The 12,149-nt window shown below is 52.2% G+C and carries 11 protein-coding genes; 3 read left to right on the top strand and 8 right to left on the bottom strand.

What is annotated here, in order from left to right:
• Nucleotides 1-102: 102 nt before the first annotated feature.
• Nucleotides 103-531, bottom strand: coding sequence for a small heat shock chaperone IbpB (gene ibpB / locus SAQUA_RS00055; protein ID WP_380679328.1), 429 nt, complete (start codon nt 529-531; stop codon nt 103-105).
• A gap of 70 nt (nt 532-601) precedes the next feature.
• Nucleotides 602-1,015 carry a small heat shock chaperone IbpA gene (gene ibpA, locus SAQUA_RS00050; protein WP_380679331.1) on the bottom strand — a complete coding sequence of 138 codons (414 nt, stop codon included), beginning with the start codon at nt 1,013-1,015 and terminating at the stop codon, nt 602-604.
• Nucleotides 1,016-1,439: 424 nt separating this feature from the next.
• Here ibpA and SAQUA_RS00045 point away from each other — a divergent pair, with 424 nt between their 5' ends.
• Complete coding sequence (locus SAQUA_RS00045) at nt 1,440-1,787, top strand: YceK/YidQ family lipoprotein (protein ID WP_380679334.1); 348 nt, start codon at nt 1,440-1,442, stop codon at nt 1,785-1,787.
• A gap of 20 nt (nt 1,788-1,807) precedes the next feature.
• On the opposite strand, the gene SAQUA_RS00040 is transcribed toward SAQUA_RS00045, so the two are convergent.
• A complete protein-coding gene (locus SAQUA_RS00040; RefSeq protein ID WP_380679337.1) occupies nt 1,808-3,088 on the bottom strand; it encodes a DUF3748 domain-containing protein in 1,281 nt (426 codons plus the stop codon).
• A 259-nt stretch (nt 3,089-3,347) separates the two neighbouring features.
• Here SAQUA_RS00040 and SAQUA_RS00035 point away from each other — a divergent pair, with 259 nt between their 5' ends.
• Together SAQUA_RS00035 and SAQUA_RS00030 are read left to right on the top strand one after the other, a co-directional pair.
• Entirely contained in the window at nt 3,348-3,953 is a 606-nt protein-coding gene (locus SAQUA_RS00035) for a transcriptional regulator (RefSeq protein WP_380679340.1), read from the top strand.
• The gene (locus tag SAQUA_RS00030; protein WP_380679343.1) at nt 3,950-4,921 is read left to right on the top strand and encodes a threonine/serine dehydratase; all 972 of its coding nucleotides are present in this window, start codon (nt 3,950-3,952) and stop codon (nt 4,919-4,921) included. Before SAQUA_RS00035 ends, SAQUA_RS00030 begins: the two co-directional genes overlap by 4 nt.
• 115 nt (nt 4,922-5,036) lie before the next feature.
• Here the strand turns inward: SAQUA_RS00030 and yidA are convergent, their stop codons facing one another.
• The 5 genes from yidA to dnaA all read right to left on the bottom strand — a co-directional run bounded on the left by yidA (nt 5,037) and on the right by dnaA (nt 12,149).
• A complete protein-coding gene (gene yidA / locus SAQUA_RS00025) occupies nt 5,037-5,852 on the bottom strand; it encodes a sugar-phosphatase (RefSeq protein WP_380679346.1) in 816 nt (271 codons plus the stop codon).
• A gap of 123 nt (nt 5,853-5,975) precedes the next feature.
• On the bottom strand, nt 5,976-8,390 hold the full coding sequence (gene gyrB / locus SAQUA_RS00020; RefSeq protein WP_380679349.1) for a DNA topoisomerase (ATP-hydrolyzing) subunit B: 2,415 nt from the start codon (nt 8,388-8,390) through the stop codon (nt 5,976-5,978).
• An 18-nt stretch (nt 8,391-8,408) separates the two neighbouring features.
• Entirely contained in the window at nt 8,409-9,494 is a 1,086-nt protein-coding gene (gene recF / locus SAQUA_RS00015; protein ID WP_380679352.1) for a DNA replication/repair protein RecF, read from the bottom strand.
• A 154-nt stretch (nt 9,495-9,648) separates the two neighbouring features.
• On the bottom strand, nt 9,649-10,749 hold the full coding sequence (gene dnaN, locus SAQUA_RS00010) for a DNA polymerase III subunit beta (protein ID WP_380679355.1): 1,101 nt from the start codon (nt 10,747-10,749) through the stop codon (nt 9,649-9,651).
• Nucleotides 10,750-10,754: 5 nt separating this feature from the next.
• A complete protein-coding gene (gene dnaA, locus SAQUA_RS00005) occupies nt 10,755-12,149 on the bottom strand; it encodes a chromosomal replication initiator protein DnaA (RefSeq protein WP_380679358.1) in 1,395 nt (464 codons plus the stop codon).

The following is a 12,149-nucleotide window of genomic DNA, read 5'->3' as shown; positions in this document are numbered from 1 at the left end:
TCTGACATAAGGCGCGTGGGGGGAATGTGGGTTGCACCACATAATGCAACGGGGGAGTACCGAATGGCACTCCCCCGTGAGATTTTCTTTTTTTTCAGCCAGTTATTTGACTTCCAACTCCAGCGTGCTACCGATACGGATACGTTGTGGCTGCAAGGCTTCTGGAACATGGCGTACCAGATCAATGTGCAGCAGACCGTTTTCAAATTTTGCTTCGGAAACCTGCAGATGCTCTGCCAGAGTAAATGTCAGGGTAAACTCTTTGCATATCAACCCCTGATGCAGATACTCCACCTGTTTTTCCGGCGGTGTAGGTTTACCACGCACGCTTAGGCGCGGACCTTCCACTTCGATATCCAGTTCGCTCTGTTTAAACCCGGCCAAAGCCAGAGAAATGCGATAATGGTTGTCGTCACTTTTTTCAATGTTATAAGGCGGGAACCCTTGTGGCTCCTGGCCCCCCATTGAGCTGGCCAGCTTATCAAAACCGATCCATTGACGCAGAAGTGGGGATAAATCGTAATTACGCATAGTATTAACTCCTTCCAAGAAGCGAGATGTCAATGTTGCCCCCTGACGGCAGGCAAACGTGAAACAGCAATTATTTAATTTCGATCCGGCGCGGCTTTAGGGTTTCCGGCACAATGCGTTCCAGATCGATATACAACAAACCGTTTTCCAGTTTGGCGCCTTTAATTTGAATATGTTCAGCAAGCTGGAATTTACGCTCAAAATTACGCTCAGCAATACCTTGATATAAATATGTTTTCTCCGCAGGCTCATTATTATGAGCCCCGCGCACAATCAGCAGATTATCGTGCGTGGTGATCTCCAACTCATGCTCGGCGAATCCGGCTACCGCGATGGCAATGCGGTAATGATTTTCATCTACCAGTTCAACATTGTAGGGAGGATAACCACCGTTCCCTTGGCTTTGGCCAGCTTCAAGGGCATTAAACAAGCGATCAAAACCAATCGCAGAACGGTATAGCGGGGAAAGATCAAAATTGCGCATAAAACAGCCTCCTAAGGCACTTCAGCGAGGTTGAAAATAAACCTTCCACTATGGACAGGTTGATTAGCCAGAATTCCCTTGCGGCAAATTCTTAATTCGGCCTACCAGGAAAATGGGGGTTAATTTCTTTGTTTCAACTGAGCCTTTCAAAAAAATGTCAATTGAAGCGGCGATAATCTATTTTTCACATACAATAAAATGAGATAGCTGCCACAGAGTGGGGTTTTACTACTTTTAAAGCGTTATGTAGATGCTATATACCCAAAATAATTCGAGTTGCAGGAAGGCGGCAACGCAGTGAATCCCCTGGAGCTTACTCCGGTAAGTGACTGGGGGGAGCGAGGAAAGCCAACGCACATGCAACTTGAAGTATGAAGGGTATAAATCAGCAAATTTCAGGAGAACTCTTGCTCAGGATGAATTGATGAAACCAACAAAAATAATGGCGTTAAGTTGTCTACTGCTTACTGTCAACGGCTGCTCCAGCGTAATGAGCCGCACCGGTGCCGATCAGGGATATTATTCCGGTACGCGAGCCAATGTGGACATGATGAAAAGTGACGACACCAGTTTTGTAATGATGCCGCTGCTGGCGATCGATCTGCCTTTCTCTGCCGTAATGGATACGGTATTACTGCCTTATGACTACCTGCGCTCAGACAAGGATAAAAAGGCAGATTCCCCCAAAGCACGCGTTCAGCAAGATGAAGAAAAGAATCTGGCCGCTAGCGGTAATCCAGGTCAGGGGATGCCAACAAAGCCTGCGCGATAACGCAGGCTATTTCAGGGTGACTAAACGCCCACCACAAAAATCTGGCTGAAACCCGCCACCTCGCGCATAAAGGCCACTTGCGTGCCATCGGGTGAGAATACTACAGCGTCACCCTGCGGGGCTTGTGCAGTGCGCTCAGTCAGGCGCTGCATCTTGCCGCTACCCACGTCACAAAGCATCACACTGTTATCACAGACCAACGCAATCTTATCGCCTTGCGGGTGCCAACTGAATGCCGATTGGATACTGTGTTCAGCCCGAGTCACCTGACGCGGTTCCCCCCCGTTAGGGGAAATGGTCCATAACTGCACGATGCCCTGGTCATCCCGCATCAGAAAGGCAATCACACTGCCGTCAGGGGCGCTGCGCAGCCAATGGCGTGGTTGAGTCGCGACACCCGGATAACGGCGTTGCCCGGTAAAGGTCAGCCTGCGTTGCTGAACACCCAACGGCGGCGCAGGCATGGTATTCTCGGTTCCCTGCAACGGTTGACTGCCAGCTTTGGCATAATCCCCATCGTTTTCAGGCAGATCGACCACAAACACTTCCGCCAGTTTTTCCCCCGTTGCAGAGAGCGTATCGCCGATAAATGCCAGCGCCCAACGCTGATAGCTTCCATCCGGTTTGCGATAGCCCAACTGGCCAATCCATCCCTCCTCATAAGCCCGGTTTATCTGATCGCTACCGGGCTGCGGCTGCGGCGTGGTTGTACTGACGAGCACACAATAATGGCTACCATCGTATTCACGCGGGTGCTGTTTAGGCGGATTGACACCATGGAGCGGCACCGCAACGCCAACATTGCGTAAATCCAACGCAGGATCGCGTTCATGCATCACATGGTCGTTATAGGTGAAGCTCAGGCGGCTACCATCTGGGCTAAACACGTGAACATGGCTGCCACCGCGCAGAGCGCCGGGAGTATAAGGTGCCGTAATATCCAGCGCATCCAGAGTGATTGCCAACTCACGATCCGGTTCGCTGACGATCACTCCGCGCCGATGATGAAAATCGTAATGCCAATGGCTATCGGGGTGCTCGGGCCCATGAATAAATACGTAGCGCGCGGGCGCGTCGGGGCTAACCGTCACCACACCAACATGTGCGCCGTACTGTGCCCGGTAAACAATCTCCACCTGCTTACTCACTATGTTGACTCGCTCAATCGCCAACCCGGTAAAAGAAGCCCCGCTGGGGCGCACATCATACGCCAGCCATTGGCTGCAGGGTGTCCAGACATTGATGTTGGTGAGCTGATGACCGCGTGGTTCAAAAGTCAGTTGTTGTTCCCGGTGTTGCATGGCGGCTCCTGTGCACAGGCTGGCATTGAACCACCATCTTAACGGATCGGCCAGTTCATTTTTGCTCTGATCTTATTCGTTTAAAGCCTTACGCAACCATCACCAATCGCTTCGGTGATGATTTTATTGGTACTCCAATAAAGGAATTCGTTCCACCTGTGATGACTATGTTACGGATCCCATAGGTTTTTTCACCGATTTTGATTTACAATATAGAATAAATAGTACATTTTAGACTTTTAAATCTAAAAATAAACCTATGCTGAACCGTTACCACGCCATTGCCGATGCCATTGCGCTGCTATTCTCACCCTATGCCGAAATCGCTATCCACGATCTCACCAGCAAGACGCTGGTCTACATCGCCAACAACCGTTCTCAGCGCGAACTGGGGGAAGATTCCAACCTGAGCGGTCTGCAGGATGACTACGATTTGCAGGTGATTGGCCCCTACCTCAAACGTAACTGGGATGGTAACCAACTGCGCTCGATCAGCGCGGTACTGCGCGACGATCGGGGTGATCCCATCGGCCTTATGTGTATCAATCTGGATATTTCCGTTCTGGAGAACGCTAAAGCGGCGCTGGATTTGTTTCTGGTAGGTAACGTTCTGCAACCGCAGCCCGATATGCTGTTTCACGATGACTGGCAGCAACGCATCAATTCGTTTATTCACTCTTGGTTACAGCAGAGGCAACTCACTCTGGCTACGCTCAACGGCGTAAGTCGACGGGCACTGGTTGAAGCGTTGTATCAAGAGGGGGCGTTCAAAGGAAAAAATGCCGCGGGTTATGTAGCAAAAATTCTCGTCATTAGCCGCGCTACGGTCTACAACTATCTGAAAAATATTAAGGAGTCGGTATGAGCAAGCTATTTGATGAGATCGTTTCCGCCCACCAGCTGTTACGCCCGCAAGTGCGAGTTACCCCTTTGGAGCATAGCCTGCTACTTTCGCAGCAATTAGGATGCGAATTGTATCTAAAATGCGACCAACTGCAGCATACCGGCTCATTCAAGTTTCGTGGCGCAAGCAATAAGCTACGTCTGCTGAGCGATGAACAACGTCAACGAGGGGTGATTGCAGCTTCCAGCGGTAACCATGGTCAAGCGATCGCCCTGGCAGGCAAACAGATGGGGATAAATGTCACCGTCTATGCCCCTGAAAGTGCCGCTGCCATCAAGTTGGAGACGATCAGCGCATTAGGTGGCGAAGTGGTACAAATACCGGGCGATGGATTGAACGCCGAGTTGGCTGGGGAAAAAGCCGCTCGCGAGCAGGGAAAAGTCTATATTTCCCCCTATAACGACGCTCAAGTGATTGCCGGACAAGGCACTTGTGGCATGGAAATCGTCGAACAGCAACCCGATTTGGATGCAGTGTTCGTTGCCGTGGGCGGTGGTGGCTATGTTGCCGGAATTGGCACCGTATTGAAGCGATTGTCGTCAAAAACGCAGGTTATTGCCTGTTGGCCGCAGAATGCCACCAGCATGTACAGCGCGTTGGAGGCCGGGCATATCTATCCGGTGGAAGAGCAGGATACCTTGTCTGACGGAACTGCAGGCGGCGTTGAACCCGGTGCTATTACCTTCCCACTTTGCCAGCAGGTGATCGACCGTAAAGTGTTGGTGAGTGAAGATGAGATCAAGCAGGCTATGCGCATGATTGCCGCCAGCGACCGCTGGATTATTGAAGGTGCAGCCGGGGTTGCATTGGCAGCCGCCTGCAAACTGGCACCAGAGTTTCAGGGTAAAAAAGTGGCCGTGGTGTTGTGCGGTAAAAATATCGTGCTGGAAAAATATCTGCAGGCCGTTAGCCATGAGAATGTGTTGTAACACCAATCAACAAATCACCCTGGCGATTCAGGATGTACAGATTGTGAAAGGGATCCTGGCTGGGTTATAACCCCTTCCCGCAATAGAGAAGAGGCTAACGGCAGACTGCAGAGCATCAGGCGTTCAACACGAACCGCTCGATGGCCTGCGCTACGCCGTCCTCGGTGTTGCTGGCCGTCACAAACTGGGCAATCGCCTTCAGCTCTGGAATGGCATTGCCCATTGCCACACCAACCCCGGCATACTCGATCATCGCCATATCGTTACCCTGATCGCCTAATGCCATCACATTTTCCTGCTTGATGCCCAGGTGATCGGCCAGCATTTTAACCCCGGCACCTTTGTCTACCAACTTGTGCAGAATTTCCAAGAAGTAAGGGGCGCTTTTCATAATGGTATAACGCTCAAGGGCTTCCGCTGGCAAACGGGCTATCGCACTTTCCAACAATGATGGCTCATCAATCATCATTACCTTCGGGAAACGTATGGCGCGATCCATCTCTTCTACGCTACGGTATTTCAGTGGGATACCGGTCATATTAGATTCGTGAACGGTATACTTACCAATATCTTTATTAGGTGTGTAGAGGGTGTCGAAATCAAAAGCGTGGAAATGGACGCCAAGTTCGCGCGCCAAGCGTTCAAAATAGACGAAATCGTCAAAACCGAGCGTTTCCTGCAGAATACAGGCACCGTCTAACGCTTTCAGTACCAACGCACCGTTATAGGTGATACAGAAATCATCGTTACCCTGAATGTCTAACTGACGCAGGTAGTCTTGCACACCGACATAGGGCCGCCCGGTAGCCAACACCACATGTACCCCCTGATTGCGCGCGGCAGTGATCGCCTGTTTTACTGCGGGTGTGATCTGGTGCTGCGGATTGAGCAGAGTACCATCCATATCAATTGCAATCAGTTCAATTGCCATACGAGCTTCTCCCAGTGGTTTTCCTTATGCTAACGCGTTTCAGCTTGCCATATTCTTGCCAAAATAGGGCAAAAAAAATCCGCGACGGTTATCCGCGCGGATTTTTCATCACTCATTAACGCATCAGATATCGATGTTTGCCGCTTTCAGGGCGTTCTCTTCGATAAAGGCACGGCGAGGTTCTACCGCATCCCCCATCAGAGTGGTAAACAGCTGATCCGCCGCAATAGCGTCTTTCACCGTTACACGCAACATACGACGCTGCTCAGGATCCATGGTGGTTTCCCACAACTGATCCGGGTTCATTTCCCCCAGACCTTTATAGCGCTGAATAGCAAGGCCACGGCGCGACTCTTTCACCAGCCACTCCAGTGCCTGTTCGAAACTTTCTACCGGCTGGCGGCGCTCGCCACGTTCGATGAAAGCCCCCTCTTCCAGCAAGCCACGCAGTTTTTCACCCAGAGTACAAATCTTGCGGTATTCACCGCCATGAATGAAATCGAAGTCCAACGGATAGTCGGTATCGACGCCGTGCGTACGAATACGCAGTATCGGCTCAAACATCTGGCGTTCACGGTTCTCAAAGATCACAAAATCGTAGCTGCTGCCATGCTGTTCTTTATCGTTCAGCAACTTCACCAGCGACTCGATCCACTCTTTGACCTTGGCTTGATCGCTCAAATCTTCTTCATTCAGGGTTGGCTGGTAGATCAGGTTGTTCAGCAGGGCTCGCGGATAACGGCGCTCCATACGGCCGATCAGTTTCTGTACGCTGTAATGTTCAGCAACCAGCTTTTCCAGCGGCTCACCTGCCAATGGCGGTGCAACTTCATTCGGGTGCAGAGTTGCGCCGTCGAGAGCGATAGAGATCTGATACTGATCCATCGCTTCATCGTCTTTAATATACTGTTCTTGTTTGCCTTTTTTCACTTTATACAGCGGCGGCTGCGCAATAAACACGTGGCCACGCTCAATGATTTCTGGCATCTGACGATAGAAGAAGGTCAACAGCAGCGTACGAATATGCGAACCGTCGACGTCGGCGTCGGTCATGATGATGATGCTGTGATAACGCAGCTTGTCCGGGTTGTATTCGTCACGGCCAATACCACAGCCTAAAGCGGTGATCAGCGTTGCCACTTCCTGCGAAGAGAGCATCTTGTCGAAGCGCGCCTTTTCGACGTTAAGGATTTTACCTTTCAGCGGTAAAATCGCCTGGTTCTTACGGTTACGCCCCTGCTTGGCAGAGCCGCCCGCAGAGTCCCCTTCCACCAGGTACAGTTCAGACAGCGCCGGGTCACGTTCCTGGCAATCAGCCAGTTTACCCGGTAGGCCTGCCAAATCCAGCGCACCTTTACGGCGGGTCATTTCACGCGCTTTACGCGCCGCTTCACGGGCACGGGCCGCATCGATGATTTTGCCTACCACGATTTTGGCGTCCGATGGGTTTTCCATCAGATAATCGACCAGTTTCTCGTTCATCAGCGATTCAACCGCGGTTTTTACTTCAGAAGACACCAGTTTGTCTTTGGTCTGTGAAGAAAACTTCGGATCCGGCACTTTCACCGAGACAACGGCAATCAGCCCTTCACGCGCATCGTCACCGGTAGCGCTGATCTTGGACTTCTTGCTATAGCCTTCTTTATCCATGTAGTTGTTCAGGGTACGGGTCATCGCGGCACGGAAACCGGCCAGGTGTGTCCCCCCATCACGCTGCGGGATGTTGTTGGTGAAACAATAGATATTTTCCTGGAAGCCATCGTTCCACTGCAATGCCACTTCCACACCGATATCGTCTTTCACGGTGGAGAAGTAGAACACCGTTGGGTGGATCGGGGTTTTGTTCTTGTTCAGGTATTCAACAAACGCCCTGATACCCCCTTCATAATGGAAGTGGTCCTGTTTGTCGTTGCGTTTGTCTTTCAGACGAATGGAAACACCCGAGTTGAGGAATGACAACTCACGCAGGCGCTTGGCCAGAATGTCATACTCAAATTCGATGTTGTTGGTAAAGGTCTGATAGCTAGGCCAGAAGCGTAGGGTAGTACCGGTCTGTTCGGTCTCGCCGACGACTTTTAACGGGGCCTGCGGCTCACCATGGCGATAGGTTTGCTCATGCACTTTACCTTCACGGCGGATCACCAGCTCAAGTTTCTCCGACAGGGCGTTAACAACCGAAACACCCACGCCGTGCAGGCCACCGGAAACTTTATAGGAGTTGTCGTCAAATTTACCGCCAGCATGCAAAACGGTCATGATGACCTGCGCAGCTGATACCCCTTCTTCTTCGTGGATACCGGTTGGGATACCACGACCATCATCCTGCACCGAAACGGAGTTATCGGCGTGGATGGTCACCTGAATGTCACTACAGTGGCCAGCGAGTGCTTCGTCGATAGCGTTGTCCACGACCTCGAATACCATGTGGTGTAGACCGGTGCCGTCATCAGTATCGCCGATATACATGCCTGGACGCTTACGCACCGCATCCAGCCCTTTTAATACCTTGATACTTGAGGAGTCATAAGAATTCGACATCAACGTTTCTCGCTCATTTTAGTCCTGTGGTTGAACCTCTATTTTACCTTGTTCCACGCGGAACATCTTGCCCTTTTCACCCACCATGTCGGTGACTTGTTCAGCGCTCACGGCGCTGACAAAAACCTGAGCCTGGGTGGCTTTAAGGCGATCGGCTAGCAACCGGCGACGGCCGGTGTCCAGCTCGGAGGCAAAATCATCAATCAGATACAGGCAACGCCGCCCGCTCTGCCGGGTGAGAAACTCACCCTGCGCCAAGCGCAATGCGCACATCAGCAGTTTAAGCTGACCGCGCGATAACAAATCCTCTACCGGCGTACCTTCGGCACGAATACGGAAATCCGCTTTGTGCGGACCTACTGCGGTATAGGTTAGCGCCCTGTCGCGCTCAAACTGGCGCTCCAGCAGCTCTCCATAGTCGCTCTCTTTGTCCCAGCCTCGCTGGAAAGAGAAACTCAGGGCAAATTCGGGCAGAAACTGTGCACAGGTCGCGGTAATATCCGCGGCAATAGCGTCACTGTAAGCTGCCCGCCACTCGCTGATGCGCTCGGCCAATGGGATCAATTCCTGATCCCAGGCACGAATTTGTGCATAGCGACTGACCTGGCGCAGCGCGGCATTGCGCTGCTTCAATAACCTTTTCAGGTTGCTCCAGGCTGTGAAAAAACCGGGTTCGTCATGAAAACAACCCCAGTCCAGAAAAGCGCGCCGATATTTCGGCCCGCCATTTAGCAGAGTAAAACCTTCGGGGGTGATCAACTGCATGGGCAATAACTGAGCAAGCTCCGCCACCTTGTGGCCATCGCTGCCATCGATACGCACTTTGCTGTCACCCTGACGGCTCTTACTGAGTCCTACCGATAACTCGCGCTCTGCACCTTCGATGCGGCCATGCAGCACGAACTCCGGTTGATCGTGGCGTATCACCCGGCCTGCCTGCAAACTGCGAAACGCGCGGCCATGACCAAGGGTGTAAACCGCCTCCAAAACGCTGGTTTTGCCGCTGCCATTCGCCCCCACCAGGAAGTTAAACCCCGGCGCAGGTAGCAGATCCGCAGCTTCGATATTGCGAAAATCTTTAATCAGTAAACGCGTCAGTGCCATGCTGCAGTTATCTTAATCATCGAACAGCCCAGGGCGTTATCATCGCAGACCATTTGCGTGCGGCCAGCGCACAGCAACCGGAGCGTACACAAGTACGTGAGGATTGCGAGCACTGCCCAATCGCAAATGGGCAAGTAAGATAGCCCGATAAATTCTAAAGTCGCATTGGCATGACAACATAGGCGGCGGACTTACTGGCTCCATCCTCGATCTGCACACTGGAAACGGAATCGGTCAGCAGCAGGCGCACTTCTTCACACTTGAGCGCGTTAAGCACATCGAGCACATAGCTAACGTTGAAACCAATCTCCATCTCGGTGCCGTCATAGCTTACATCCAGGATCTCTTCCGCCTCTTCCTGCTCCGGGTTATTGGCGGTGATCTTTAGCTGGTTCTGGCTAACATAAAGACGCACACCACGGAACTTCTCGTTCGACAGGATTGCCGCGCGGGCAAATGCCTGCTTGAGCAGATCGCAACCTGCCTGCAGGGTTTTGTCTGGGTTCTTCGGTAACACGCGGCGATAATCAGGGAAACGGCCATCAACCAGCTTGGAGGTAAAGATAAAATCCCCCACATGAGCACGAATATTGTTACTGCCGATCTGCACCCGCAGCGGGGTATCGCCGCCATCGAGCAGACGAACCAGTTCCATTACCCCTTTACGCGGTACGATCACCGAATGTGTTGGCAGTTGCTGGCCAATCGGCATTGCGCATACCGCCAGACGGTGGCCATCGGTAGCAACCGTGCGCAGTTCTTCACCTTCGGTTTCAAACAACATACCGTTCAGATAATAACGCACATCCTGATGAGCCATCGAAAACTGGGTGGCTTCAATCAGGCGCTTAAGCGTTGCCTGCGGCAAGGTAAACTCTACCTCGCTCTGCCAATCATCCAGGTTCGGGAAATCCACCGCTGGCAGCGTGGATAACGAGAAGCGGCTACGGCCCGAGCGCACCAACATACGTTCGCTTTCAAGCGTTACTGCGATCTCGGCACCTTCCGGCAAACCACGGCAGATATCAAAGAATTTACGCGCGGGGACGGTGGTCGCGCCCGCTTCATGGGGCTGAGACAAGGCAACGCGTGCCACCATCTCCATCTCCAGATCGGTTCCTGTCAGCAACAGGGAACCTTCTGTCACCTGCAGCAGCAGGTTACCCAGAATTGGTAGCGTCGGGCGGCCCCCCAATGGGCTGCTCACCTGTTGCAGCGGTTTTAGCAGTTGCTCACGTTCAACGATAAATTTCATATGCGCTATGAAGACAATGTTCTGATTAAATTGGAGAAATCTTCTTTGATGTCGTGACTTTCCTCACGCAACTGCTCAATCTTCCGGCAGGCGTGCAACACCGTGGTATGGTCGCGGCCACCAAACGCATCGCCGATTTCTGGCAGGCTGTGGTTGGTGAGCTCTTTTGCCATTGCCATCGCCATCTGGCGCGGGCGGGCAACAGAGCGTGAACGCCGTTTGGACAGCAGATCCGCGACTTTGATTTTATAGTACTCCGCCACCGTCTTCTGAATATTATCGATGGTGACCAGCTTTTCCTGCAGCGCCAGCAGATCGCGTAACGCTTCGCGCACGAAATCAATGGTAATGGCACGGCCGGTAAAGTTTGCGTTGGCGATGACACGGTTCAGCGCGCCTTCAAGTTCACGCACGTTGGAACGCAGACGTTTGGCAATAAAGAACGCCACTTCCCCCGGCAGACGGATATCGTTTTCGTCGGCCTTTTTCATCAGGATCGCTACGCGGGTTTCCAACTCCGGTGGTTCGATCGCCACCGTCAGCCCCCAGCCAAAGCGGGATTTCAAACGATCTTCCACCCCATTGATCTCTTTCGGGTAACGATCCGAGGTCAGGATGATCTGTTGATTACCTTCCAACAACGCGTTAAAAGTGTGGAAAAACTCTTCCTGCGAGCGCTCTTTGTTGGCAAAAAATTGAATGTCATCGATCAGCAGCGCATCCACGGAACGGTAGTAGCGTTTGAACTCTTCAATAGCGTTGTTCTGCAGCGCCTTAACCATATCCTGTACAAAGCGTTCCGAGTGCATGTAGACCACTTTGGCATTGGCTTTGCGCGCCATGATGCTGTTACCCACCGCGTGTAACAGGTGGGTTTTACCCAGGCCAGTCCCGCCATACAGGAACAATGGATTATAAGCCCCCCCAGGATTGTCCGCCACTTGGCGGGCCGCAGCGCGAGCCAACTGGTTGGACTTACCCTCAACGAAATTATCGAAGGTATGCTTGGGGTTGACGTTGGAACGATATGAAAGCTCTGGTGGCGGTGCTGCATTATCCCAACTCGGGCGGGACGGCGCAGCCGTTCGCACCACCGGGGCTACTGGCGCAGTGCTGACACTGGCCTTAACCGTCGGGTTGATAGTGTGAGTCAGTGGTTTGCTACCCACTTCAAAACGCAAAAGCGGCGCATCAGTGCCGCAGAAATCATTCAACAGGCCATTGATGTTGTTTAAGTATTTATCACGAACCCAGTCCAGCACGAAGCGATTGGGTGCGTACAACGCCAGGGTATTGTCACTCAGTTCCGCCTGCAATGGGCGTATCCACATACTAAATTCTGTGGCAGGTAACTCATCCTGCAATCGGGCAAGACACTGCTGCCAAAGCGAAAGTGACAC

The sequence above is a fragment of the Serratia aquatilis genome, from assembly GCF_044865145.1.
GTDB lineage: Bacteria > Pseudomonadota > Gammaproteobacteria > Enterobacterales > Enterobacteriaceae > Chania > Chania aquatilis.
The sequence above is the reverse complement of the archived record's forward strand: the minus strand, read 5'-3'. Positions and strand labels throughout refer to the sequence as shown.

Excerpts from the sequence above, each read along its gene's own strand:
- gyrB (WP_380679349.1), bottom strand. The coding sequence starts at position 8,390 with ATGTCGAATTCTTATGACTCCTCAAGTATCAAGGTATTAAAAGGGCTG.
- SAQUA_RS00045 (WP_380679334.1), top strand. The coding sequence starts at position 1,440 with ATGAAACCAACAAAAATAATGGCGTTAAGTTGTCTACTGCTTACTGTC.
- yidA (WP_380679346.1), bottom strand. The coding sequence starts at position 5,852 with ATGGCAATTGAACTGATTGCAATTGATATGGATGGTACTCTGCTCAAT.
- recF (WP_380679352.1), bottom strand. The coding sequence starts at position 9,494 with ATGGCACTGACGCGTTTACTGATTAAAGATTTTCGCAATATCGAAGCT.
- SAQUA_RS00035 (WP_380679340.1), top strand. The coding sequence starts at position 3,348 with ATGCTGAACCGTTACCACGCCATTGCCGATGCCATTGCGCTGCTATTC.
- ibpA (WP_380679331.1), bottom strand. The coding sequence starts at position 1,015 with ATGCGCAATTTTGATCTTTCCCCGCTATACCGTTCTGCGATTGGTTTT.
- SAQUA_RS00030 (WP_380679343.1), top strand. The coding sequence starts at position 3,950 with ATGAGCAAGCTATTTGATGAGATCGTTTCCGCCCACCAGCTGTTACGC.
- ibpB (WP_380679328.1), bottom strand. The coding sequence starts at position 531 with ATGCGTAATTACGATTTATCCCCACTTCTGCGTCAATGGATCGGTTTT.
- SAQUA_RS00040 (WP_380679337.1), bottom strand. The coding sequence starts at position 3,088 with ATGCAACACCGGGAACAACAACTGACTTTTGAACCACGCGGTCATCAG.
- dnaN (WP_380679355.1), bottom strand. The coding sequence starts at position 10,749 with ATGAAATTTATCGTTGAACGTGAGCAACTGCTAAAACCGCTGCAACAG.